Here is a 24,748-nt window from a genome sequence, read left to right on the forward strand (position 1 = left end):
AATAGCGGTTGGGCCGAAGCTGGCGGCGACAGGGTTAGATCATGTTGCCGTCGTAACGCTCTTCCAAGGAGCGCGGGCCGGTAGCCAACTTGCCCGGGTTGAGGATGCCAGCGGGGTCGAGTTCGTCCTTAATTGCGCGCATGACCTTGGCGAACAATTCGGTGTTCTCCTCGTAGTACTGCGGGCTGTGATCCTGGCCAATGCCGTGGTGGTGCGTGATGGTGCCGCCGAATTTCATTATGGCCTCTGATGCCGCGGACTTGATGTCCATCCACTGCTGGAGAATCTCGCCCTCGGTCTCGCGGAAGAAGTACGTGAAGTACAGCGAGCAGCCGGATTCGTACATGTGCGAGATGTGGCAGAAGACGTACACCGGGGTGCCGTGCTTCTCGCCAGCGGTTTCCATTGCGGAGGCGATTTCGCGGCGCAGTGTAGCGGCGTTATCCCAGGTGGTGGCGGTCTCCAGGGTGTCGACACCGACGCGGCGGGTCATCATGACATCGCGCAGGTACGGCGAGGAGAAGCGGTGGTTAACCCAAGCCATGCCCGGAATGGAGCCCATGCGGACGCACTTCTTGGTCAGCAGGCGACCGGCCAGGCGCTCACGGGTGACGCGGGCGCCGACCGGATCAGTCTGGGCGAAGCCAAAAATCACCATGCACGGGGTATCGATGCCACGCAGCTTCAGGTACTTTGTGACCTTCTCGGACATGCTGGCGGAGCCCAGCTGAGTGAGGCCAAACAGCGTTTCCTTCTCGTCGGAGATGCGCGCTAGGTGCGGGATATTTCCGCTCTGCTCCAACTTGCGCAGCTCTTCGGCGGCTTCCTCAAAGGAGTTGAAGAAGTAGGTGTCGAAGAGCATCTCCTTTTGCGGACGCTGATTTAGGGCAATCGTCACATGCGTGATGATACCCAGGGTGCCCTCCGACCCCAGGAAAAGCTCACGCGGGTTTGGGCCGGATGCCGACGACGGCATGTCGCGGAACTCCATGGTGCCGGCTGGCGTGACGACGCGCATGCCAATCACATTGCGGTCGATGCGACCGTAACCAGAGGATTCCTGGCCTGCGGAGCGGCAGGAAACCCAACCGCCGACAGTGGAGTACTCGAAGGACTGCGGGAAGTGACCAGCGGTGAAGCCGGCCTTGGACAGCTCCTTTTCCAGGTCGGGGCCGAAAACGCCGGTCTGGGCGGTGACGGTGCCAGCGACCTTGTCAATGTCGATGATCTTGTTAAAGGCGGTCATGGACACTGCGATGGCCTTACCCATGCCTCCGTCAATAGCCTCCACGCCGCCGACGACCGAGGTGCCGCCGCCGAAGGGGACGACTGCAATCTTGCGCTCAGCGCAGACCTTGAACAGGTCCTCGATATGCTTTTCAGTTTTCGGTAGTACAACAGCATCTGGGGCGACATCGAGCTTGGCTGCGCGAAGGCGAACCAGGTCGGGGTAGGAGCGGCCGACCGCGTGCTTGACACGGGTGTCATGGTCGGTGGCGACGGCATCCGCGCCGATAATAGCCCCCAGGGCCTCGACATCCTCGTTGCTGAGGCGACTATCGGAGATGGTGACATCGGCGATATTGCGCGGCGGGTTGTTTGCGTCCAATGACATGCCGATTTCGCGCTGCAGGAGCTTCTCGCTGGCCGCGGTGATTGGCTTGTCGTTGCCGTCAACACCCCAGCCCCACCAGCGCATGCGGTACGGAATCGTGAGCTTGTTAGACATCCTGAGCTTCTCCTTGGGCATCGGTGCTGAGAGCCTGAACTGCGGAATTATGTGTAACTTGTGCAGAAGCACATCTTTACATCTTTGTATTATAGCGGTATTGCGTTACGTTTTCTCGAAAAATGTCAATCATTCTTGGTAGGCTTTAGTTAGGTGCGGTAGCAAAACCGCATAAAGGCCAGTTTCGGCCGGTCAAAAGCCCACGTAAAAGTAGGTAATTCTTCGATGAACGCTAACGACAAAGATCTCAGTTACCCGCTGGGAACAACTAAGATTCGTACCCTCGCTCTGGTCACTAACCCCCACGCCGGTCATGGCGCCTCGCAGATTGCCTCAGCTCGGGCAAGTCGAGTGTTCGCGGATCGCGGTATCGACGTCATCGCTCTACAAGGTGCTAACCCCGACGATGCCCGCAAGCTCATTCGTGAGGTCATCGCCGACGGCCGAATCGATGCCTTGGCAGTTTGCGGTGGCGACGGCATGATTAACCTCGCGCTGCAGGAACAGGCACAGACCGGCATCCCCCTCGGTATTATCCCCGCTGGCACCGGAAACGACCACGGCCGTGAATACAATCTGCCGCGTGGCAATGCTCGCGATGCTGCTCATGTTATCGCCGACGGTTTCTGGACAACCACTGACCTCGGCCGCATTACGAGCGCAACAGGGGACCGGCGCTGGTTCGGCACTATCATGTGTGCCGGCTTCGACTCCATTGTCTCCGACCGCGTCAATCAGATGACCTGGCCACACGGCCGCAACCGCTACAACCTGGCCATCGTCCGCGAATTCTTGGCTTTCCACTCCCTGCCATTTCGCATCACGCTTGACGACCATCGGGTTCTCGAAGATCCCATCACGCTGGCCGCTTTCGGCAACACCCGTTCTTACGGCGGTGGTATGAAGATTTGCCCGTCTGCAGACCACTCCGATGGCCTGATGGACATCACCGTCATTGGCAAGGCCGGACGGATCAAGGCCGCCCTTGCTTTCAAGTCCGTATTTGACGGCACCGTTGAAAAAATCGGTGAGGTCAGTACCTATCGCGCTAAGAAGGCTTACGTGGAATATATTGGCCCGCCACGCCAGATGAATGCCTACGCTGACGGTGACCTCATGTTCCCGATGCCAGTTACGGTGGAAGTCGTTCCAGGCGCTGGCCGCTACATCGTTCCCCGTCCGTAAAAGAGCGCAAGGGGGTTCTCGTCGTCAAGCTTTTTCCGCATGCTTGACGACGTCGCGTTACCCCTTGATTCCGTAGCTCTTCAGGCGCAGACGATCCGCCGCAGAAGCCGAGGCCGTCAGGCGCAGCAGCTCGGCGTAGATGCCGTCAGTCTGTGCCAATTCGGCGGGTGCGCCCACCTCGTCGACGTGACCGTCACGCAGCGTAACGATGGTGTCCACATCGGAAATCGTGGACAGGCGGTGGGCGATGATAACCGTGGTGCGCCCCTCCATCAGCTTGTCCAAGCCACGCTGAACTTCGCGTTCTGCCTTGGTGTCCAGCGCTGAAGTGGCCTCGTCCAGGATGAGCAGGGGAGCATCCTTCAAAATTGCGCGCGCAATAGCGATGCGCTGCTTCTGGCCACCCGAGAGCTTCAACCCTCGCTCACCAATAGTGGTGTCGTAGCCGTCGGCGAAGCTGCGAATGAAGTCGTCGGCATTGGCCTTTTTGGCCGCAGCGATGACTTCCTCATCGGTAGCGTTGGGTTTGCCGTAGGCGATGTTCTCCCGAATCGTGCCGGAGAACAGCGAGGAGTCCTGGAACACGACGGCAGAGTCGGCGCGCAGAGTGGAACCGGAAACCTCGGAGACATCCGACCCCAGAACGCGCAAGTGGCCTGCGGTCGGGGCATAAAAGCCGAGCAGCAGGTTGACGATGGTGGACTTGCCGCCACCCGATTCGCCGACCAAGGCGATTTTTTGACCTGAGTACGCCTGGAAGCTGACGTTGGAGAGCACCGGCTTGTCCTCTTCGTAGGCGAAGTCCACTGCATCGAAGTCGACGACGGGAGCGTCTATAGCCTCCTGCTCGGCTGCGCGTTCCAGGGAGGAGCGGTAGACACTGTCGCTGGCGACGTTGGCTGAGGTGGAACCTTCAGCGGTGGGATCGACGTTGCCGTTATTCGCGGTCGCTGCACTGAGCAGCTCCGGCTGCGTGCGGGCCTCTGGGGTGAGTTCCATAACCTTGAAGTAGTCTCGGGAACCGGCGACTGCGCGCTGGGCAGCGTCGACCAAGAAACTCATCATGGTCACCGGTTGGCGCGCCATATTAATCAGCTGAATGAGCATGACCATGGTGCCGATGGAGAACTCACCCGACAAGGTGCGAAGGAAAAGCAGCAGGTAGATACCTGCGAAGATGACGTTCAAAATGCCGCCGCGCAGGGCATCCATGCGGTGCCACCACGTTGACTGCTCGTGGGTCAGGGAGATGGTGCGGCGGAAACGGGAACCAAAGAAAGCAATCTCGCGCAGCTCCGCGGTGAAGGATCGAACAACCTTGACCTGGCCGATGACCTCGGCAAAACGGCCACCGGCGATATCGATTTGTTCGTTTTTCTTGGCTTCAACCTTTTGCCAGCGTCTCGACGTCAATGCGGTGAGCAGGGTGTAGACCGGGAAAACGATAATCAGCAGCACCGCCAGCGGCCAGTAGTACCAAGCAGTGATGGCCAGCACTGCACCGACGGTCAACAACATCGGGAAGAAGTTGTTGGAAAACGCCTGGAGAAATTGCGTGATATTGGTAATCGAGCGTTCCAAGCGGGCGATAATTGTGCCCGTGACCTGGCTGTCGAAATAGCGCTGCGGCAGAGACAGCAGTTTTGCATAGTAACGGGTCGACAGAATCTCGCGCATGCGCGCGGTCATCACATCACCCAGGTAACCACCGATGTTATGCACGATGGTTTGCGTCAGATCGGCAATCAGCAGTCCGATGACCAGCCAAATCACGGTGCGAGTGGTGTTGGACATCGCCGCTTGGCTCAAGCCTTCATCGCTGGACACCGCGCCGACGATGGCATCGGTGGCATCGCGGATGAGGAAAGGGCTAATCAACGACGCGGCGGCGGTGGCCAGCGAACAGATGATGACCCCGATATAGAAAGGCCAGAGCACTCGCGTAGTGGATAGAATTCTGCTGAGCAGACGCACGAAAGACCTCTATCTTGCGGGATGATGACTCCCCGCTATGAAATTACTGCGACAAAAGCCCTATCCTAACAGCGAGCGCACAGCACCAAGCGGCAGTGGCAGCCAGTTGGGGCGGTTCTGGGCTTCGTACAGGCACTCATAGATGGCCTTATCCAGCACAAACGCTTCCAACAGCACCGGGTCGCTGCTGTCGCCATAGCCTTCCAGGAAGGCATCGATATTGCGGCGAGCCCACTGCTCAACACGCTCGGTCGCTGCCTCGGTGTCCTCACGTCCTGTCAGCAGCGGATAGTGAGCGGCATAATCGAAGGATCGAATCATGCCGGCGATATCGCGCAGGCGGTGGTCCGGCAGACGGCGCTCCTCCCACGGGCGCGACGGCTCGCCTTCGAAGTCAATCAAGCGCCATGAGCTTGGAGTGCGCAATACCTGCCCCAAGTGCAGATCACCGTGGATTCGCTGGACGACGGCACCACCTTCCGGTACCGCAGCCTCTGCGCGATTGAAGATAGCCTGCGCTTTATCCTTGACCTCCGCAATTTGTGGCACCACACCAGCGACGAAGTCCAGGCGAGCACGCAGGGGAGCCACCAACTCCGCACCGGTCAGGCGTTCCTTTACCGCGACAGCGGCGGCGAGGCTGCTGTGCACCGAGGCCACTGCTTCGCCGAGCGCACGGGCTTCGGAGGTAAAGTCGGTGCCCAAATCTTCCAGCGGGGTCTGACTGTCGCGGATGGCGTCGCGGACTGCGCCAAGAGCCAGCTCCCAGCCATCGACCGAGTTCGGTGCGAATTCCTGCAGCATGGCGGTGGTGTAGGTGTCCTCGCCAATAGTGGTCTCTACCCAGGAGTAGAGCTCAGGGACGAACTTGCAATCCGCCTGGGCCAGTGCGGCCAGCAGCTCCACATCGGCATTAGTGCCGGGGTAGAGGCGACGGAAGAACTTGCACATCACGCGGTCGTCGAAAATGACCGAGGTATTCGACTGTTCGACTCCCATAGGGCGGCCGGATTCCGGTCGGGGCTGCTCAGAGCCCGGCACACGCCGCAGTTCCATGCGGCCGAGCTTGCCTTCGTCGGAAAGCTTCTGGCCGAGTGCCGTGATGGCATCCGAATCGATCAGAGCGTCGTAGCCGACGATGCCCTCGGCGCGAACCAGTAGGGACTGCTCGTGGCCCTCGGGGACGTCCTGCGCCCAAGCGATGGGCAGCTGATAGGTCGGTGCGGAATGGGCGGTGTGCACTCTCACCAATGCGATATCGACATCGGGACTGTTGGGATTGTCGCGCAGTACGGGGTCAAGCGCGAGGATCTCGACGTGGTCGATGTCTGAGACCTTGTCAGCGAAAAAGCGCATCCTGACCAGTGTGTCTGCCAGCTCTTCGGCAATGAAATCGGCGGTGGGAATAGTCATTTCAGTTCATTCGCCTTTCGGGACTTAAAAGATCACTCTCTATTATCGGCGTTTGTGACGGCATCGGCATTGGCATCGGTGGCGGTGCCAGAGTGCTCGCGTGATGACGTCACCGGCGCGTCCGATATCGCCTGTGCAACCGGGATTGTCAGCGCGGACATTGAGACGCTCGATTCGGCGTTTGTCTCCGGCGGAAGCTGGATTTCGAACCAGTAGAAACCGTGGCCAGGAAGCGTGATTTGGTAGGAATCGGAGCCAATTGTGGGGAAGGGTACCGAACCCGTGAGCTCTACCGGTGTGGCACCGGCGAACTCGGACAGATCTAGTGAGACGGCCGCGGGATAGGAGGACAGGTTGTTGACGCACAGCAGTACTTCGTCGCCGAATGTGCGCAAATAAGTCAGAACAGAGGCCGTGTCGCTGTTTAACTCGCGGAAATCACCGAGTCCAAAAGCCTCATAGCGTTTGCGGACCTGAATTAGTCGACGCACCCAATTCAACAGGGAGTTGGAGTAGCTCGCCTGGTTTTCGACATTGACCGCCTGGTAGCCGTAGGTCGCATCCTGAATAGTGGGCAGGTAGAGCCGACCCGGGTCAGCCTTGGAGAACCCGGCATTGCGGTCGGGCGACCACTGCATGGGGGTGCGCACGCCATCGCGGTCGCCGAGCCATATGTTGTCGCCCATACCAATTTCGTCCCCGTAGTAGAGCACCGGCGAACCCGGTAGGGACAACAACAGGGCGTTGAAAAGCTCGAGTTGGGTGCGGTCATTTTGCAGCAATGGCGCTAGCCGACGGCGAATGCCGATGTTGGCCTTCATCCGTGGATCGTGCGCATACTCGGCGTACATGTAGTCGCGCTCGGCATCGGTGACCATTTCCAACGTCAGCTCATCGTGGTTGCGCAGGAAAATACCCCACTGAGCCGAAGAGGGAATCTCTGGCGTGGACTCCAGGATCTCCGAGATGGGAAAGCGGGACTGCTTGCGCACCGCCATGAAAATGCGTGGCATGAGCGGGAAGTGGAAAGCCATGTGGCATTCGTCGCCACCGACCTCCGGGTCGCCGAAGTATTCCACCACATCGGAGGGCCACTGGTTGGCCTCCGCCAGCAGGACGCGACCCGGGTATTCCTCATCCATGACCTTGCGGCAGCGCTTCAGAAAAGCGTGGGTCTCGGGCAGATTCTCGCAGTTAGTACCTTCGCGCTCGAAGAGATAAGGAACAGCGTCGAGGCGGAAGCCGTCAATGCCGAGATCCGACCAGAAGCGCAGCACATCGAGCATTGCTTCCTGCACCGCCGGATTGTCGTAATTCAGATCTGGCTGGTGGGAGAAGAACCGGTGCCAGTAGTACTGGCCACGCACCGGGTCGTAGGTCCAGTTGGAATCCTCGGTATCCACGAAAATAATGCGTGCGCCCGAGTAGGTGTCCGGGTCATCGGTCCAGACATAAAAGTCGCCGTAGGGGCCGTCTGGGTCGGTGCGTGACTGCTGGAACCACTCATGGCTATCGGAAGTGTGGTTCATCACCAGGTCAGTAATAACGCGGATACCGCGCGCATGGGCCTCGTCGAGAAGCACCTTGAAATCCTCGACCGTGCCAAACTCGTCGAGAACGGCGCGGAAGTCGCGGATATCGTAACCGCCGTCGCGCAGCGGGGAGTCGTAGAAAGGCGGCAACCAGAGGCAGTCAACGCCCAGCCACTGCAGATAATCGAGCTTTTCCGTCAGCCCTTTGAGGTCGCCGGAGCCGTTGTTGTCGGAGTCAAAGAAGGCTCGGACGAGCACCTCATAGAACACCGCGCTGCGGTACCACTCGTAATCTTTCTTGGCGATAGTCATGCATCCCAGCGTAATGACTATGCCGCTAGCCTGCAGAGGGAGTTTTCCTGCGAGATCCCACAAAACCGCGCGAGTCGGCTGTCCTAGGAGACCTCATGAAACACCTTTTAAACAGCCTTGTGTTCCTGAATCAGCGCGGCGAGTTGATACGCATCAGCCAGCGCCAACTCCGTTGCCACCGGTGTGACAGTTCCTGGCACCATGTCGATTCGCACGTTCGCCACGCCCGCTGCTTTCTTCAGCGGAGAAATGGTTAGCGTATGCCCCTGAATACGCTGCCAGGGGACTATGAACCGCGTGTGCCAGAACCGACCCTTGGTCACCAACAGCCCCCGCCGCGTGGCCTGCACCTTTTGAAATTTCCAGTCAATTGGGCTGAGCCACCATGCCGTGCGTGGAGTCTGCCAGGAGCACAACAGGTCATCGCCAGAGGCCGGTCCCGCAATCTCAGTCATCAAATCATCGACAATCGTATCGGTCTCCGCCGCCGGCGCCACGGGCACCAGTGCGTTGTTCGACTGTGTGCTGTCCAGGCCATAGCCCGCCACCGAGACATCCGCACGGGACCATTTCCACGGGCGCCACCAGAGCGGTTGCGCCACTTTAAAGCCATGAATGCGATCAATGGGAATGGTTTGAGCGCGTGTCGACAACAGTCCGGCGGTAATTGCCAGACGTCTGCTTTCCGACGACACCTTCAGCGTGAAATCCCACGACTGATTTAGTACTCCGAAAAGGCCGAGCGCGAAACTGCCAATCACAATCAGAGTAGTGATGGTTACTCCGCTGAGGATTTCCACGATGAAGTCGGTGAACAGCGCAGAGACAACGGCGAGGAGGACAAGGGCTATGCCTACGAAAAGACCGGGGCCAATGGCCACGGATGCGACCAACCGTCCGACATCGACAGGGCCAAAGATGGTCTTCGTGTCGGACATGCGGGAGGACATGTGGGCGTTGGAGGCTTGAGCAGCGGCGGGGCTGTCGCCGTCGTAAAGCGAATGCGCCAGTTCGGTGTCCAGCTTTTCTACCTCACCCAACACGTCGGCGCGGAACCGTTCGCACTGCGGGGGAGTGAGGTATTTGATTGCGAAGTGTGAATCGGAGCCGCCAGCTGTTTCAATGACAATTTCCGCGAGCCCGAAAATGCGCGCCAACAATGGTTGGTTGATATCGACCGCCTGCACGCGGTCGAGCCTTGCCGCGCGTCGAGAACGCAGTAGCCATCCGGAGCCGTAGCGAACCTCATCGTCGGTAAGTTCGTAGAACGTATACCTCCAGGACAACCACGAGAACAGAGCAATCAGGCCGATAATTATGGCGACCGCACCGGTACCGATAAGCAGGCCGAGCCATGCCCAGTCGTAGAGCTGAGTCACGACAGCAACGGCCAATTGCCACTGATTCGCAACTGCGAATGCAATCACCGCAGCGATTGTGGCGAAGCTTTTGAGCAGCGGGGATAGTGGATGAACTCTATGCTTCATTTAGAGACCCGCCATCCGGTCATGAGCACGCTGAGATAGACGGGTGCGCAGGGCGAGAGCTTCTTCGCGTGGCAAACCGTGGACGGCAGCATCCGAGCTCGCCGATGCTGTGTTGAGCTTCAGTGTTGCCAGCCCGAATAGTCGAAGGAGGGGTCCTTCATCGATGTCGATGAACTGAATCCGTCCGTAGGGAATGACAGTGATCGAGCGCCACCAGCGTCCGGAAGCAACGATGAAGTCGTTGTCCCCTTCGAGGTACCGGTGGGCACGAACTCGGCGGCCGATGAGCCAGTAGATATATGCGAAGTAGAGCACGCAGGCGAGGACACCTAACCACATCCACGGAGACCACATCACAGCGGCGACGACAGCTGCGATCGTGATAACTAGCAGGGGAGCGGCGTGCGCGATTCGCTTCACATTAGCCAGCGCGGGGTCGACCGGCTGCAGCGCAGAATTCTCGGGGATTAATAGATTAAGCGGCTCCATAGTTGACAGTTAAACACAGAGGGAAAGCTTGCCTCTCGCCTGGTGTATCGGTAAGAACGGTGGTTATGGATCGCAGGAAACTCATAGCAGTACTCATCACGCTGATTACCATTTTGGTCTGCGTAGAGATTTATCAGTACATGCAGACTTTGCCGAGCTAAATAGCAGCGCTAATCGGTGCGGCCAATGGCAAGCCTCAGCCGCCTCATGCGCCTAATCCCGTTTTATGCGCCAAAGAGCTGGCGCGGAGCCGCCCACGCATCGATGGCGATGCCCTCAACTGCCTGTGCGTCAGCGCCAGCAAAGGTGGTTATCTTGCGGTCGTCGTTGTAGCGGGGCATGTGCGAAGTGCCCTCGCGGATGAATTCGACCGCCACTTGGTGGAATGGATGGTTAGGCTCTTTCATACCGAAGAAGCGTGCAATATCGATGCAGTGCGGAGCACCACTGGTGCGGCCAGCAGGTGCGTAGCCCAACCCTTCTCCCGGTTCGAACTGTGCCGCCCACACATCCAGCTCAGCGGCCACGGACCGTTCGGCGACTTTAACAGCGTAAGAACGAATCGCGGAGTCAGAAATGACATTTCCCATCGGACGCTCGGCATAGGCGCCGGTCGGAAATTCGCCGTGGCCGCGATGCCCCTTGGCATAGCGCCGAGCCATCCACTCCCGCATGGGCAACTTGTCCATCGCCACAACCGGAGGTTCTGAGAAGAACTCTTCGCTGGTGGCGGTCACCATCGTGGGCAGTGTGGGAGCAAAGCTGTCAAAGCGAGGCCCAATTGCCGGATCCGAAGGCGAGGATGCCGAAACCAATTTCTGGGCCCGAGCGACCCTGCGTTCGTCGGCTCGCGAAAAGACCTCGGTGGACGGCGCACGTCCCACACCGATGCCCGCCAACGTGCGGCGGAGGCGCGAACCGGACAGCAGCGAGAAGGCCGGCGACATGGCGATGGTGCGCTGAATCTGACCGCGCGTGCGTTCGTCGGCCGCGAGGGTGAGCGCCAGCGCCGCACCCGCCGATTGCCCCGAGATAGTGATGTTGTCGATATCGCCGCCGAAGGCAGGCGCGTTCCGACGGGCCCACTGCAGCCCCAGATACAGATCATCAATGGCCCGGTAGGTCTCTGTTTGACTGTCGCGCCAGAATCCCTCCAGTCCCTTGCGGTATCCGAGCGAAACGGTGATGATGCCGGCCTGTGCAAAAGCCGTCGCGTCCGTCCAGGGCTCGGAGGGGTGCCCAAACTCGTAGCTACCACCGTGAATCCACAGCAATACGGGGTAGGAAGCGTCCGCGGGCCCAGTCGGTGCGGTGACGGTGAGAACTAACTCGCGCTCGGGCTCACAGCGCCGAGTGCCTGACTGTGGGCCGTCGGCCACTGGTGCCGACGCGGCAAACGGAGCAGCATCTGCGTAATCGATATTGAAAACTTGTATTGTGCCATCGTGAATCCGGCCAGTCAGTTGCCCGCAGGGAGCGGAAATAGTCGTCTCTGTCATGGCGGAAAACGCCTCCTCGTCACTGTTGGTCCTGCCAGAAGGGCGGGGAGCCTGTGGTAGTCGCGCTCGCGTTTTCGAGCACGCTACAGTTGAATTCACTATGACTAATGATGCACGAAATCCACTGTTGACACCGTCGGAATTGTTCTGCGAATTGCCAGATTTTGCGGCAATCGATGACAGCCACGTCCGCGAGGCGTTTAGCGAAGCAATGCGTAGCCATACACGCGAGATTGACGCCATCGCCACGTCGTCGGAGGCACCGACCTTTGTTAACACCATCGAGGCAATGGAGAAGGCGGGCCAAGATCTGGACCGCGTCGCTGCTTATTTCTTCAACGTTGCCGGCACGGACGCCACCGATGTCCGCATGGAAATTGAAGCCGAGATTGCCCCGCAGCTCACAGCACACCTGGATCAGATTCGCATGCGCAGTGACCTGTGGCAGCGCATCAATGCCATTGACAGCGTTGACGATGCCGCCAACCCGGAAGAAGCGAAGCTGCTGCTGAAGAAGGTCCGCGAGGACTTCCAGCGCGCCGGTGCGGACCTCAGCGACGAGGACAAAACCGAGCTTAGCCGCATCAATTCCCGCCTCTCTGAGCTTTCCACCGCCTTCGGCGAAAACCTGCTGAAGGACACCGTTGCGCGCGCCGTGGAAATCTACGACCGCGAAGAACTCGCCGGGCTTTCCGACGATGCCATTGCGTCCTTCGCCGCCTACGCGAAAAAGGCAGACACCGATGCGCCGTGGCTGATTCCACTGGACCTACCATCAACTCCTGCACAGCTGGCTGACCTCGATAATCCGGCTACTCGCGCCAAGCTCTACGAAGCCTCGCTGGGGCGCTCGGGTGCTGCCTCCGGCAAGTTCGACAACTCCGACATTGTGCTGGAAATGGCGCGCTTGCGTGCCCGCCGTGCCAAGCTGCTCGGCTACGACACGCATGCGGATTACGTCATTGCCAAGGAGACGGCAACCACCGCAGAGGCTGCTCGGAAGCTCATTGCAGACCTGGCGCCAGCTGCCATTGCCAATGCTGAAGGTGAGTACAAGCGGGTCGCTGATCTGGCTGGCGATGAGACGGTAACTGGCGCTGACTGGCCGTACTGGGAGCGCCGTCGTAAAGCGGAAGAATTCGCAGTCGACACGGATGAACTCAAGAACTACTTCGAGCTGCACCGTGTCATCGAAGACGGCGTGTTCTACGCTGCCCGCAAGCTCTACGGCATCGAGGTAGTCAAGCGCGAGGAACTGCAGGGATACGCGCCGGGCACGACCGTGTGGGAGGTACGCCAGGGCGGAGGCGAGACCATCGGCCTGATTATCACAGACTACTTCTCGCGTCCGACCAAGCGCGGTGGTGCGTGGATGAGCTCGTTTAGGGATCAGTCCCGTCTGTTGGGGCGCCTGCCAGTCGTGGTCAACGTGATGAACATCGCCGAAACCGAGCCGGGAACCCCGGTGCTGCTGACACTCGACGAGGTCACCACTGCTTTCCACGAGTTCGGGCATGCCCTCCACGGTCTGCTTTCCGACGTCACGTACCCGACCTTCTCGGGCACTAACGTCCCGCGCGACTTCGTGGAATTCCCCTCTCAGATCAACGAGAACTGGGCGCTTGAGCCGTCCATTCTGGCCAATTACGCCGTCCACGTTCGTACCGGTGAGCCGATTCCGGCCGAGCTAGTCGAGTCGGTGAAGAAGGCCCGCACCGCTGGTGAGGGATTCGCCACGGTTGAATACCTCGCGGCGTGCGCCATCGATCTCGCCTGGCACAGCCTCACTGAGGAGGAGGCAGCTCATGTCACTGATGTTGACGCTTTCGAAGCGGAAGCACTCGCCGAACTCGGCCTCGACGTTCCCCACCTGGCTCCGCGTTACCGCTCCCGCTACTTCAACCACATCTTCGCCGGCGGTTACTCGGCAGGCTATTACTCCTACCTGTGGGCGGAGGTTCTCGACGCGGACGGTTTCGGTTGGTTCACCGACAACGGCGGCGCCACAATCGGCGGCGGCAGCCACTTCCGCGAGGAGATTCTCTCCCGTGGTGGTGCCATCGATTTTATGGCCGCCTACCGTGCCTTCCGAGGTCGCGACAAGGACATCCAGCCGCTCCTCGAACGCCGCGGGCTGTCGGGCACTGATGCCTAGCTTCACGCTTTACGACGAGCGCCGCGACGGCCGCCCACTAGTTATTCCGGTCACCGGCAGGGTAGGTTGACACTCATGGCTGAAGCATTCGACAGGGTAGGGCAGTGGCTTATTCAATTGCCACTGCTTGCGCAGGTCAGCGTGCTATGCGCAGTTCTGCTGGTAGTCGGAGGGTTTGTTGCTTTCGTTCTCGTTGGTGCAATCGATGTCGTCAGCGGTCGTCTGTGGCAGTGGTCGGTGCGCCGGCGGGAGCGTTCGCAGGAGTGTCGAGGAGCGGGCAGCGACAGCTAGCCGATGCGGTAGTGGCCCGCGGATAGCTCACTGGGAGGCCCGAAGAATTGAGCTGGGACAAGCCCCCTTTAAGTATTGGGTCGCTATCGCTGCCCTAAGGTATGTCTTAAAGTATTAGGAAATTTGCCCAACAGGCTAGAGTTGGGTAGTTCGCAAATATTTCGCAGTAGGGAGCTGAGTTAGCATGCATCGGTCGAGGCACTCGAAGGTCCTACTTGCCCTAATCGTTTTGCTTCTTCTTATCCTCATCGCTGGTGCAGTCACCGATTTCCAGTTTTAGCCTCGGTTTTAGTGCCGGGCACATAACCTGAAAGATCGGTGAACAGCAAAAATGAGGGATTAGTCGCTCACGAACCAATTAACGCTTGAATCCGGGGAAGCGAGGCAGGTCCTCGACAAGCACGGCCTTGCCCTCGGCATCAGTTAGCGGAATACACCAGTTCGGGTACTGGTCGTGGGACGTGCCCGGCTGGTTCTGAGTGCGGCGGTCGCCAACCATGTCCACCAGCGCCTCGCACTTCAGCGCGGATGGCGTCTGGTCGAGGAAGCGGTGCAAACCCGTGACCAGCGCGTCAATTGGTGGCAGATTATCGCGGGTGAGGGACTGAACATCCATGTCTGCCGCAGCCGTGTCACCGAAACATCCGGCTTCCTTGGCCGCGCCCAAAACCTTTCGAATCCACTCGAAGTCCCGGCGGTCTTCCTCCGCGACGTCGGAAAGCAATAGCCCCAGGCGTTCCCGCAGTTTGATGTGTTCGCCTGCGAGATAGCCTGCTGTCGGCGGCAAATCGTGCGTGGTGACGGAGGACAAGCACAGGCTGCGGTAAGCGCTCGGTGGTTTCGGCTGGTCGCCTTCGGATTCAAACCACACGATTGAGGTGCCCATGATGCCCCGCGAAGCTAGGTAGTCCTGCACCCACGGCTCGAAAGTGCCCAGGTCTTCGCCTACCACGACGGCCCCAGCAAGCTCGGCCTCAAGTGCGAGAATGCCGACCATGGCCTCGTGGTCGAAGTACAGGTAGGTGCCATTGACGGGGGACTCCATCCGCGGCATGACCCAGAGGCGGAACATACCCAGCACGTGGTCAACACGAATGCCACCTGCGTGGCGAAGGATTGTGCGCAGCATGTCGCGCCACGGGCGATAGCCGGCCTCGGCTAGCTTGTGCGGGTTCCACGGCGGCTGCGACCAGTCTTGGCCGCGCTGGTTAAATCCGTCTGGCGGTGCGCCAACAGAGATAGCAGGAGCGAGCCAAGCCGCAAGGTTCTTGGCATCCGCACCGCCGGGGTGCACGCCGACGGCAAGGTCGGCCATGATGCCGATGCGCATACCCGCATCCAGGGCTGCCTCTTGTGCCTGACCGAGCTGCTGATCGAGAATCCACTGCACCCAGAGGTGGAACTGGAGGATTTCCTCCCGCAGAGATTCGACACTGGCGTGGTTGCCCAACGGTGGAACCAACTCGATATCGTTCTCGGCTACGGCACCAGAATCGGAAGTGGCAGCGCGGGCAGCATCGCGGGCAGCAGCGCGATCCGCGAGCTCGCGCTCGGTGCACCACGACGCGTAGTCGTATATGCCACGGCCCTCGGCCTCCAGCCAACGGTCAAATTCCGCCTGGCGTGCGCTGGACAGGGGAATCTTGTGAATTGCCCGCAATACCTTGAGCTTTGCAGCGTAGATGGGGTTGCGGTCAATCTCATCAGGGCTGTGATTGAGCTGGTGGAAAGAGTTCGCTAGCGCACGGGCTTCATCGGCCTCGTCCTTGTCCAGGTACCCGAACTCGTCGATAAGCTCTGGCCGTGCGTACAGCGGATTGACATAGCGGCGCGTGGTGGGCAGGTACGGTGAGTCTTCTACCGGAGGCAGCGGTTCTGCGGCGTGCAACGGATTGATGAGGACGAAATCAGAGCCCGCGTGCTGAGCGCTGACCTGTGCCAAGTCGCCGAGGGTAGCGAAATCGCCGATACCCCAGCTGCGGCTGGAGCGTACCGAGTACAGCTGTGCCATGACGCCATGCGCAGGATTCTGCACGTACTTGTCGGCAGTAGCGAGACGGTTGGGGGTTACGGCCACATCGCACTCAGCGACGTTGTCGTCGTTGACTGCACGCAAGCGGTGCCAACCAAGTGGCAGATCCTCTGGAATTGCGAAGGCGGCTTCTCCCATCAACACATCGCCGACCTGGCGTGGTGGAACCAAGTGGTGCACCTGTGCGCAGGGCCATTCTGCGCCATCCTCCAGTTTCACAGTCACGCTGACATTGCTGCCGTGTGGTACGTGAACCAGAACTCGGTGGAAGATGCCCTGGCGGGTAACTACCACGGGTGGGAGAAGGCGAGACCACTGCGTGTCCGCCCACTCACGACGGGCGTCGTTGATTTCGGCATCACTCGGATTTGGGCCCAAATCGATGTCGAGAGCAGCGAGAGTTTTTAGCACTGTCTCACGAGAGACGTGCACAAGTTGGCCCTCGGTGGAGTAGTAGGAAACCCCAACTCCGACATCTTTAGCGAGGTCGGCGAGCGGAGAGGAAAGGGGAGGATTGGAAGCTGCCTGTGTCACTCTTTCCATCATGCCAGTTTAGAAAAACTTTGCCAGTAGTAAGACAAATCACTTCGTTATCGAAATATTTAGTGAAATCACAACGGCGCAGGGTTTGATGTTCTAAGTTGATTCCTAACGAAACCAACGACGGACAGAACTACCGAAAGTAGGGGTTTGTAACTCGATGCGTGAATATACTACCGAGGCGAAATACGTCATCGGCGAGGACGAAACGATTATTACCTCGCTGCAGGAGCTGGTGCAGAAGCGCCCGAAGCTGGTGCTTTTCACCCGCCCCAAGAACTTTGAGTGGGTAAATGTCACCGCTCAGGAGTTTTATGACGAGGCAAAGGGGGTCGCTAAGGGGCTAATCGCCAATGGTGTTCAGCCGGGCGACCGCGTAGCGCTGCTCAGTGAGACTCGCTACGAGTGGAACCTGATCAATACCGCTATCTGGATGGCGGGCGCCGCTGTTGTCCCGATTTACGGCTCTTCTTCGTCTGGCCAGATTCGTTGGATTATTGAAAACTCCGGTGCTGTTTTCGCATTTACTGAGTCGCGTGAGCATACCGACCGCATGAAGCCGCTGCTGGTCGAAAAAGGCGCCGAGAACCCGGAGGGCGAGTCTCAGCTGCGTCGTGTGCTGGAGATTAACGCTTCCGCTACTGACACCATTAGCTACGAAGGCCGTGACATTGACGGCGACGAGGTCGAGCGTCGCATCAAGGACACCAAGGCCGACGACCTGGCAACCGTGATTTACACCTCCGGTACCACTGGCCGTCCGAAGGGCTGCGTGCTCCTGCACAGCAACTGGCTGGCGGAGGCCCGCGCCATCCTCACCAACGAGATTGGCCTGATTGCCCGTCCGGGTAACCGCATTCTGACCTTCCTGCCGTTGGCGCACGTGTTGGCTCACGCAGTGTCCCTGGCTTCGATTATCGCTGGTGCTACCCAGTCTCACTGGGCTGATACCAAGACCGTCACCCTGGAGTTCCAGCGTTCTCGTCCGCACCTGATTCTCGGTGTGCCGCGCGTGTTCGAGAAGGTTCGTGACTCCGCCTACGCCTCCGCTAAGGAGAAGGGCGCATTCGGTCTGGCCATGTTCGAGCGTGCTGAGGCCACCGCCATCGAGTACTCCAAGGCGCTGGATACTCCGGCAGGTCCGTCGCGTGTCTTGAAGCTGCGTCGCCAGCTCTACGATCGCCTGCTGTTCTCGAAGATTCGCGCAGCTATGGGTGACGCCGTTCAGTACACCATCTCCGGTGGTTCGGCTCTGTCCTCTGACCTCGGGCACTTCTTCCGCGGTCTCGGTGTACCTGTCTACGAAGGCTACGGTCTGACCGAGTCCACGGCTGCCATCACCGTGAACAACCCGGGCGAGCAAATCATTGGCACCGTTGGTCGTCCAGTTGGTGGCTGTTCCGCCGCTATCGCTGATGATGGCGAAGTTCTGCTGCGCGGTCCGGTTGTGTTTGACCGCTACTGGAAGAACGAAGAGGCAACCAAGGATGCCTTCATCGACGGCGAATGGTTTAAGACTGGCGACCTCGGTGAGCTGACCGAAGAAGGTCACCTGAAGATCACCGGCCGCAAGAAGGACCTCATTGTCACCGCCGGTGGTAAGAATGTCGCGCCGGGCCCGATGGAAGACCGCATGCGTGCGCACCCGCTGGTGTCCCAGGCAGTCGTCATCGGCGATGGTCGTCCGTTCGTCTCCGTGTTGGTCACCCTCGATGAGGAGGCACTGGAGAAGTGGAAGATTGAGCACTCCGTCCCCGAGCACACCTCGATCCGTGAACTCGCTGCCTCCAGCGCAGTTTTGCGCGCCGAGATTCAGGATGCCGTCAACTCCGCTAATGAGCTGGTTTCTCACGCAGAGGCTATTAAGAAGTTCCACATCCTGGACAAGGACTTCACCGAGGAAAGCGGCGAGCTGACCCCGACGATGAAGGTCAAGCGCAACATTGTCATGGACAACTACTCGCGCGACATTGAGGCTCTCTACCAGCGTTAATTCACTGTCAAGCCGCTGTCGATAGAAAACGGCAGCGTGTTGTTACCGCGCTAGCGCCCCTCACCCCATTAAGGTGAGGGGCGCTAGAAATTTTTAAGGAGTTTTCAGTTTTCGAACGCCGAAGTTCGCCGATATTTTCCGGCATTCGCCGAAATTCGTCGAAGTTCGAAAGACGAAACGAAAATGATGTCACCGAGGCCGAAGATGTCGTGGGAGGGCGGGCAATGATTAACCACTTCGATGCTCGGCTACGCCTGCGCGAAGTGACCCAAGAGCTCTACGACATTGGTGACGAAGTTGCCGAACACATCGAGCACCTCGCTCAGGCGGTTGCTGATGTAGATCGTGAGCTGGTGGACGAATGTGTCCTTGAGCTCGCTGACATCGTTGACGAGGCCGTTGAGGACTGCCGCCCTCTGATTGGTGAACTTGATGGGCTACGCCAAGCGTTTACCTCCGGCATTCGCTCGGGGCGCATCGGTACTCTTTCCTCTGCTTCGACACCGCGACGACACCCGCATCCGGCACCGAAGTCACCGGATGTGCAGTCGCTGTCACTCATCCCGGCGCCATTGAAGCATCCGGTTGCAGTCCCTACGGTCACGCAGGCAATGATTGCTCGCTCCGATGCCGTGGCCTCCTACCTGGAGGAACTCGCCGACTGGGTTTCCGCCGAAAACATCCGAGGCGTGGAAAAGCTCGGTAGTGTGGTGCTTCCGCAGCTTTACGCGCAGTCTGGTCGCCGTGCGCTGTCTGCTGCCGCTGCCTGGTGCGTTGCTGTTCCCGAGACTCATCCGGCAGTTGCAAATGCGCTGCGCGGCCGCAGGCCTCCGGAGTTCCTGATGGAACGCGCCCGCATTGATGAAATTGTTCGCCGCGTCAAGCAACGTCGAGCCAAGGAGCATGCGTGAGCGAAGCCTCCGCACACACCGATTCCTTCGGTGTCTACTTACACGTCCCATTCTGCGCCACCCGTTGTGGCTACTGTGATTTCAACACGTACACGCCAGGTCAGCTGGGCAGTGGCGAGACGCAGGGAGACTACCTCGATGCCATCGTGGCTGAGCTCGAGATGGCCGTCGTAAAGCACCCTGAACTCGCGCGTGGCGCCGACACCGTATTCGTCGGCGGTGGTACGCCGTCGATGTTGGGAGCGAGCGGTCTTCGTCGTCTGCTCGACGGTGTGCGCAACAGTTTTGGGCTTGCCGACGACGCCGAGGTCACCACTGAGTCGAATCCCGAGTCGACCTCTCCGGAGTTCTTCGAAGGCCTGGCCGAGGCAGGGTTTACCCGTGTGAGCTTGGGCATGCAGTCGGCTGTGCCGCATGTGCTGGCCACTTTGGATCGTACGCACACGCCGGGGCGTCCTGCGGCAGCGGTGGCGGAGGCCCGCGCGGCCGGTTTTGAACACATCAACCTCGACGTTATCTATGGCACGCCAGGGGAGTCGATGGCTGACCTCGATACGACGTTGGAGGCAGTCCTGGCCACGGAGGTTGATCATGTTTCGGCGTACTCGCTGATTGTCGAGCCAGGTACCGCGATGGCGCGTAAGGTTCGTCGCGGTGAGCTGCCGATGCCTGACGACGATGATCTCGCCGACCGCTACGAGCGCATCGATGCTGCACTGAGTCAAGTCGGTTTCTCCTGGTATGAGGTGTCCAACTGGGCGAAGCCGGGTGGCCAGTGTCGCCACAACATGCTCTACTGGCGCGATGGAAATTGGTGGGGTGCGGGGCCTGGTGCACATTCGCACCTGGATGGCACGAGGTTTTACAACGTCAAGCATCCGGCTCGCTACGCGGCGACCATTTCCGGCGGCGAGTTGCCAATCAAGGATTCAGAAGGGCTAACGGCCGAGGATCGACACACCGAGAAGATTATGCTGGGCCTCCGCCTGGCGGAGGGCATTGATGCCAATCTGCTCGGTGAGGATGAATTGGACAAGGCACGTCGGCAAGCGGAAGCGGGCATGGTGGAGTTTGTTTCCGTCGATGGTGGTCAGCGGATTCAGCTCACCAATCGCGGCCGTTTGCTGGCCGACGCAATAATCGTTGACATCCTTAGTTAAACTATCCGCATGTCATCTCAGACGGATAAGCGCAGGCAGGAAGTTCTTCGGGCAATTGTCTCGGATTACGTAGCTTCCCAGGAGCCGGTCGGCTCGAAGGCTCTGGTGGAGCGCCACAATCTGGGTGTGTCCTCGGCGACCATTAGAAATGACATGGCTGTGCTGGAGGCCGAGGGCTATATCCAGCAGGAACATGCATCGTCCGGGCGTATCCCGACTGAGAAGGGCTACCGCCTATTTGTGGACAACCTTTCGCAGATTAAGCCGCTGTCCCGGGCTGAGCGCCGAGCTATCCTCGAGTTCCTCGAAGGCGGCGTCGATTTGGAGGATGTTCTGCGCCGCAGTGTGCAGCTGCTGGCTCAGCTAACCCGTCAGGTTGCGGTGGTGCAGGTGCCGACGCTGGAGGTCTCCCGCGTCCGACACTGCGAGGTCGTCCAGCTCGCCGACGCGCGATTGTTGCTGGTAGTCATCACCGACACCGGGCGCGTGGAGCAGCGCAATGTTGAGCTGCCAGCACCGGTGGATCCCGATCTCGTGCCGCTGTTGCGTGAGCATTTCAACCGTGCGATGTCGGGGCACACACTTGCCGACGCGTCGATCGCGATTTCCGATCTTGCAGCTAACGCCCCGCGCGATTTGCGGGATGTAATCATCCGCTGCTCGACGGTGCTGGTGGAGTCGTTGATTGAGAAGCCGAATGACAGACTCATCCTGGCCGGAGCGTCGAATTTGACCCGTGGTAATATGGCCGGTCGCTTACCTTCTACGTTGCCCATGGTTCTTGAGGCTCTCGAAGAACAGGTGGTCGTGCTGAAACTGCTGTCGGCCGCGCAGGATTTGCACCATGTTCGCGTTTCTATCGGTGAGGAAAACGAGGACGAGGAGCTGCGCGCTACTTCAGTTGTTTCAACTGGCTATGGCACCGGCACTGAGATTTTGGGTGGCATGGGAGTAGTTGGCCCCACATTTATGGATTATCCGGGAACAATTTCCTCGGTTGCTGCTGTTGCACAGTACGTTGGCCGGGTATTGAAAGGAAGTAGCTAAAGTTGGCACGCGACTATTACGGCATCCTCGGAGTGGAGAAGGACGCTACGGACGCTGAGATTAAGAAGGCGTACCGAAAGCTGGCGCTCAAGTACCACCCAGACCGTAATCCGGGTGATGAAGAAGCTGCGGAGAAGTTCCGTGAGGCCTCTGAAGCGAACGAGGTCCTGCTGGATCCTGAAAAGCGCCGGATTGTGGATATGGGAGGAGATCCTCTCAATCCGCAGGGCGGTATGCCAGGCGGTGGCTTCGGCGGTTTCGGCGGCGGCGGAGTCGGCGATATCTTCGAGGCATTCTTCGGCGGTGCCGGCGGTACCCGCCAGCGCCGCTCGCGTGTGCAGCCAGGTGCAGATGCGCTGCTGCGTATTTCTCTGGGCCTCGATGAGGCATTCACCGGTGTCCGCAAGCCCATCACGGTGGACACCGCGGTGCTGTGTGACCAGTGCGAGGGAACCGGCTCGAAGTCCAAGTCCAAGCCGAAGATGTGTACCAGCTGTGATGGCACTGGCGAGATTCAACAGGTCCAGCGTTCCTTCCTGGGCAATGTGATGACCTCGCGGCCGTGCCCGACTTGTCAGGGCACCGGCGAGATCATCCCCGATCCGTGTAACAACTGCGGTGGCGACGGTCGCGTGCGTGCTCGCCGTGATCTGACGGTAAACGTTCCAGCAGGTATCTCTGATGGCATGCGTATTCGCATGGCAGGTCAGGGCGAGGTCGGCCCGGGCGGTGGCCCAGCGGGTGACCTCTACGTGGAAGTTGCCATGGACCCGCACCCTGTATTCGAGCGTGACGGCGATGATTTGCACTTTAACGTGCAGGTGCCCATGGCTGATGCCGCACTTGGTACCGAGTTTGAGGTCGACGACCTGCTCGGTGAGCCAATGACCATCAAGGTTGATTCGGGAACCCAGCCGGCAGAGCAGATTCGCCTGTCGGGCAAGGGAATGCCACATCTGCGCGGCGAGGGCAATGGCGACGTGGTCGCACACGTCGATGTCACAGTGCCGACGAAGCTGGACCGCAAGTCCCGCGAGCTGCTGGAGAAGCTACGCGAGCACCGCGATGATGATGCCAAGGTGGCAGACTCGAATGAGCGCCACGGTTTCTTCTCCCGTTTCCGCCGCCGTTAAAAGACGCCATCCCCAAAGCCCCCTCCAGTGAGTGTGAAACACGCATGAGTTTGCCCGTATTTCTCGGTGAGTTCACCGAGCTGCCGCGCCCGGAAGAAATCATTCGAATCCTCGGGTCGGAGGCCAAACACATCAGCGTTCGCAGGCTGAAAGAGGGCTCGGAGATTCTTCTTGCCAATGGTGCGGACAAGGTGGTGCGGGCACAGCTCATGCACGTAGATCCGCGTGAGGTCCACGTTCGTGTGGTCGCCGCCGAGGAACGTCCACGTCCGCGCCCGCACGTCACCGTGGTGCAGGCGCTGCCGAAGTCGGATCGTGCTGAGCTTGCGGTCGATTTGATGACCGAGGCCGGGGTCGATGAGATTATCCCCTGGGCGGCCGTGAATTGTGTGGCCCGATGGCAGGGTACCGCGAAGGTCACTAAGTCCCGTGCTAAGTGGCAGTCGGCTGCGCGCGAGGCAGCCAAGCAGGCTCGTCGTGCATGGATTCCGCCGGTCGCTGACCTACATAGCTCCGCCGATATTGAGCAACTCATCCGGGAAACCACGTCAGCAGGTGGTGCAGCAGCCGTTTTGCACGAGGAGGAAACAGCTCCGTTCGTGGACTTCGCCGCACGGGCAGCAAACGCTGACAAGGTTCTTTTTATCGTCGGCCCAGAAGGGGGAGTCAGCCCCGGGGAACTCGAGGCCTTCTGCGGCGCAGGTGCGAGCTCGGTTGTACTCGGCCCGACAGTTCTCCGCAGTGCCCTTGCTGGAGCTGCTGCTCTTTGTGCACTGGGGCCGTTGACAAAGCGCTGGGGCGGCGCACCCACGCGTGGTCAGTAGGATAGACGCATAATGACAAAGTATTCAGTAACTGCTCGTACCACTGCCGTCGTCGAGCTCGATGACAATCTCGCGCCGATCGTGGTCGGCTATGCGGACCAGAATCTGCGGCTGTTGGAATCTCTGCTGGCAGCGGATATTCATGTCCGCGGCGGGGTTGTGACAATCAAGGGTGCTCCGGCGGATGTTTCGTTGGCTGTCCGCGCTTTCAAGGAGCTGGAGGCGATGGCCCGTCGTGGGCACGAGCTCTCCCCGGAGTCGGTGCGGCACGCGGTGGGCATTGTGGATCGCGGGGAGAAGTCCGCCAGCGAGGTGCTCGGTGGCGGCATCGTGACTCATCGTGGCAAGACCGTGCGTCCCAAGACAGAGGGACAAAAAAACTATGTCGATGCCATCGACCGCTATAACGTTGTTTTCGGTATCGGCCCCGCCGGTACGGGCAAGACGTTCCTGGCCATGGCCAAGGCCGTTGCTGCGCTGAAGAATAAGCAGGTAGAACGCATTATTCTGACTCGCCCCGCAGTGGAGGCGGGTGAGAACCTGGGCTTCCTGCCGGGTACGCTGCACGAGAAGATCGACCCCTACCTGCGCCCATTGCATGATGCGATGCGCGAAATGCTTGAGCCAGAGTTGATTCCAAAGCTGATGGAAACTGGGGTAGTGGAGGTCGCACCGCTGGCGTACATGCGCGGTCGTACCTTGAACAATGCGTTCATCATTCTCGACGAGGCACAGAACACTACTCCGGCGCAGATGAAAATGTTCCTCACCCGCCTGGGCTTTGGTTCGAAGATGGTCATCACCGGCGATGCCAGCCAGGTCGACCTACCCCGTGGGCAGAAGTCTGGTCTGGCCGTCGCCCGTGAGGTGCTGCGCGGCGTGCCGGGAATTGCTTTTCCGGCGTTGGCCGCCGCAGATGTGGTGCGCAACCCGCTGGTGACCGCAATTGTCGAGGCCTACGATGACTACGATGCCTATAACGAAGGTATTGAGCAGGGCGCCGAGTCCCCACAAAAGCGACAGTCCGCCACAAAGCGATAAA

General features: G+C 59.5%; 18 protein-coding genes. 10 read left to right on the top strand and 8 right to left on the bottom strand.

Annotated features, from left to right (window positions below):
* Positions 1-34 precede the first annotated feature (34 nt).
* The gene (locus tag HMPREF2860_RS09330; protein ID WP_049181307.1) at positions 35-1,729 is read right to left on the bottom strand and encodes an FAD-binding oxidoreductase; all 1,695 of its coding nucleotides are present in this window, start codon (positions 1,727-1,729) and stop codon (positions 35-37) included.
* Between the two features lie 225 nt (positions 1,730-1,954).
* Here HMPREF2860_RS09330 and HMPREF2860_RS09335 point away from each other — a divergent pair, with 225 nt between their 5' ends.
* Positions 1,955-2,914 (top strand): diacylglycerol kinase, encoded by a 960-nt coding sequence (locus HMPREF2860_RS09335; protein WP_038626066.1) that lies wholly within the window; start codon positions 1,955-1,957, stop codon positions 2,912-2,914.
* A gap of 57 nt (positions 2,915-2,971) precedes the next feature.
* On the opposite strand, the gene HMPREF2860_RS09340 is transcribed toward HMPREF2860_RS09335, so the two are convergent.
* The 6 genes from HMPREF2860_RS09340 to HMPREF2860_RS09365 all read right to left on the bottom strand — a co-directional run bounded on the left by HMPREF2860_RS09340 (position 2,972) and on the right by HMPREF2860_RS09365 (position 11,620).
* On the bottom strand, positions 2,972-4,888 hold the full coding sequence (locus tag HMPREF2860_RS09340; RefSeq protein ID WP_038626064.1) for an ABC transporter ATP-binding protein: 1,917 nt from the start codon (positions 4,886-4,888) through the stop codon (positions 2,972-2,974).
* A 60-nt stretch (positions 4,889-4,948) separates the two neighbouring features.
* Positions 4,949-6,301 carry a maltokinase N-terminal cap-like domain-containing protein gene (locus HMPREF2860_RS09345; protein WP_038626062.1) on the bottom strand — a complete coding sequence of 451 codons (1,353 nt, stop codon included), beginning with the start codon at positions 6,299-6,301 and terminating at the stop codon, positions 4,949-4,951.
* Between the two features lie 32 nt (positions 6,302-6,333).
* The gene (treS, locus tag HMPREF2860_RS09350; RefSeq protein WP_038626060.1) at positions 6,334-8,145 is read right to left on the bottom strand and encodes a maltose alpha-D-glucosyltransferase; all 1,812 of its coding nucleotides are present in this window, start codon (positions 8,143-8,145) and stop codon (positions 6,334-6,336) included.
* Positions 8,146-8,252: 107 nt separating this feature from the next.
* Complete coding sequence (locus tag HMPREF2860_RS09355) at positions 8,253-9,572, bottom strand: PH domain-containing protein (protein WP_038626058.1); 1,320 nt, start codon at positions 9,570-9,572, stop codon at positions 8,253-8,255.
* Positions 9,573-9,632: 60 nt separating this feature from the next.
* Positions 9,633-10,121, bottom strand: coding sequence for a PH domain-containing protein (locus HMPREF2860_RS09360; protein ID WP_038626055.1), 489 nt, complete (start codon positions 10,119-10,121; stop codon positions 9,633-9,635).
* 224 nt (positions 10,122-10,345) lie between these two features.
* The gene (locus HMPREF2860_RS09365; protein ID WP_038626053.1) at positions 10,346-11,620 is read right to left on the bottom strand and encodes a carboxylesterase family protein; all 1,275 of its coding nucleotides are present in this window, start codon (positions 11,618-11,620) and stop codon (positions 10,346-10,348) included.
* Positions 11,621-11,720: 100 nt separating this feature from the next.
* On the opposite strand from HMPREF2860_RS09365, the gene HMPREF2860_RS09370 reads away from it, so the two are divergent.
* Positions 11,721-13,775, top strand: a complete 2,055-nt coding sequence (locus tag HMPREF2860_RS09370) for a M3 family metallopeptidase (RefSeq protein WP_038629101.1) — start codon at positions 11,721-11,723, stop codon at positions 13,773-13,775.
* 75 nt (positions 13,776-13,850) lie between these two features.
* Positions 13,851-14,066 (top strand): hypothetical protein, encoded by a 216-nt coding sequence (locus HMPREF2860_RS09375; protein WP_038626051.1) that lies wholly within the window; start codon positions 13,851-13,853, stop codon positions 14,064-14,066.
* 358 nt (positions 14,067-14,424) lie between these two features.
* Here HMPREF2860_RS09375 and malQ read toward each other — a convergent pair whose 3' ends face one another.
* On the bottom strand, positions 14,425-16,644 hold the full coding sequence (gene malQ / locus HMPREF2860_RS09380; RefSeq protein WP_038626049.1) for a 4-alpha-glucanotransferase: 2,220 nt from the start codon (positions 16,642-16,644) through the stop codon (positions 14,425-14,427).
* Positions 16,645-16,798: 154 nt separating this feature from the next.
* On the opposite strand from malQ, the gene HMPREF2860_RS09385 reads away from it, so the two are divergent.
* From HMPREF2860_RS09385 to HMPREF2860_RS09415, 7 genes are all read left to right on the top strand, one after another.
* Positions 16,799-18,631, top strand: a complete 1,833-nt coding sequence (locus tag HMPREF2860_RS09385; RefSeq protein WP_038626047.1) for an AMP-dependent synthetase/ligase — start codon at positions 16,799-16,801, stop codon at positions 18,629-18,631.
* Between the two features lie 224 nt (positions 18,632-18,855).
* Positions 18,856-19,542, top strand: a complete 687-nt coding sequence (locus HMPREF2860_RS09390) for a hypothetical protein (protein WP_016423121.1) — start codon at positions 18,856-18,858, stop codon at positions 19,540-19,542.
* Positions 19,539-20,702, top strand: coding sequence for a radical SAM family heme chaperone HemW (gene hemW, locus HMPREF2860_RS09395; protein ID WP_038626044.1), 1,164 nt, complete (start codon positions 19,539-19,541; stop codon positions 20,700-20,702). The genes HMPREF2860_RS09390 and hemW overlap by 4 nt, the downstream gene beginning before the upstream one ends.
* A gap of 9 nt (positions 20,703-20,711) precedes the next feature.
* On the top strand, positions 20,712-21,749 hold the full coding sequence (gene hrcA, locus HMPREF2860_RS09400) for a heat-inducible transcriptional repressor HrcA (RefSeq protein WP_038626042.1): 1,038 nt from the start codon (positions 20,712-20,714) through the stop codon (positions 21,747-21,749).
* Between the two features lie 2 nt (positions 21,750-21,751).
* Positions 21,752-22,882: a molecular chaperone DnaJ gene (gene dnaJ / locus HMPREF2860_RS09405; protein ID WP_038626040.1), complete on the top strand. Its 1,131-nt coding sequence runs from the start codon at positions 21,752-21,754 to the stop codon at positions 22,880-22,882.
* A 44-nt stretch (positions 22,883-22,926) separates the two neighbouring features.
* Positions 22,927-23,706 (top strand): 16S rRNA (uracil(1498)-N(3))-methyltransferase, encoded by a 780-nt coding sequence (locus tag HMPREF2860_RS09410; RefSeq protein WP_038626038.1) that lies wholly within the window; start codon positions 22,927-22,929, stop codon positions 23,704-23,706.
* Between the two features lie 12 nt (positions 23,707-23,718).
* Positions 23,719-24,747: a PhoH family protein gene (locus HMPREF2860_RS09415; RefSeq protein ID WP_038626036.1), complete on the top strand. Its 1,029-nt coding sequence runs from the start codon at positions 23,719-23,721 to the stop codon at positions 24,745-24,747.
* The last annotated feature ends 1 nt before the right edge of the window (position 24,748 follow it).

Origin of the sequence: Corynebacterium sp. HMSC064E10, from assembly GCF_001812505.1 — a bacterium.
Lineage (GTDB): Bacteria > Actinomycetota > Actinomycetes > Mycobacteriales > Mycobacteriaceae > Corynebacterium > Corynebacterium amycolatum.

What these genes read in the sequence shown, in the direction of transcription:
- HMPREF2860_RS09330 (WP_049181307.1), bottom strand. Translation starts at nt 1,729, where the DNA reads ATGTCTAACAAGCTCACGATTCCGTACCGCATGCGCTGGTGGGGCTGG.
- HMPREF2860_RS09335 (WP_038626066.1), top strand. Translation starts at nt 1,955, where the DNA reads ATGAACGCTAACGACAAAGATCTCAGTTACCCGCTGGGAACAACTAAG.
- HMPREF2860_RS09345 (WP_038626062.1), bottom strand. Translation starts at nt 6,301, where the DNA reads ATGACTATTCCCACCGCCGATTTCATTGCCGAAGAGCTGGCAGACACA.
- treS (WP_038626060.1), bottom strand. Translation starts at nt 8,145, where the DNA reads ATGACTATCGCCAAGAAAGATTACGAGTGGTACCGCAGCGCGGTGTTC.
- HMPREF2860_RS09360 (WP_038626055.1), bottom strand. Translation starts at nt 10,121, where the DNA reads ATGGAGCCGCTTAATCTATTAATCCCCGAGAATTCTGCGCTGCAGCCG.
- HMPREF2860_RS09365 (WP_038626053.1), bottom strand. Translation starts at nt 11,620, where the DNA reads ATGACAGAGACGACTATTTCCGCTCCCTGCGGGCAACTGACTGGCCGG.
- HMPREF2860_RS09370 (WP_038629101.1), top strand. Translation starts at nt 11,721, where the DNA reads ATGACTAATGATGCACGAAATCCACTGTTGACACCGTCGGAATTGTTC.
- HMPREF2860_RS09375 (WP_038626051.1), top strand. Translation starts at nt 13,851, where the DNA reads ATGGCTGAAGCATTCGACAGGGTAGGGCAGTGGCTTATTCAATTGCCA.
- malQ (WP_038626049.1), bottom strand. Translation starts at nt 16,644, where the DNA reads ATGATGGAAAGAGTGACACAGGCAGCTTCCAATCCTCCCCTTTCCTCT.
- HMPREF2860_RS09385 (WP_038626047.1), top strand. Translation starts at nt 16,799, where the DNA reads ATGCGTGAATATACTACCGAGGCGAAATACGTCATCGGCGAGGACGAA.
- HMPREF2860_RS09390 (WP_016423121.1), top strand. Translation starts at nt 18,856, where the DNA reads ATGATTAACCACTTCGATGCTCGGCTACGCCTGCGCGAAGTGACCCAA.
- hrcA (WP_038626042.1), top strand. Translation starts at nt 20,712, where the DNA reads ATGTCATCTCAGACGGATAAGCGCAGGCAGGAAGTTCTTCGGGCAATT.
- HMPREF2860_RS09410 (WP_038626038.1), top strand. Translation starts at nt 22,927, where the DNA reads ATGAGTTTGCCCGTATTTCTCGGTGAGTTCACCGAGCTGCCGCGCCCG.
- HMPREF2860_RS09415 (WP_038626036.1), top strand. Translation starts at nt 23,719, where the DNA reads ATGACAAAGTATTCAGTAACTGCTCGTACCACTGCCGTCGTCGAGCTC.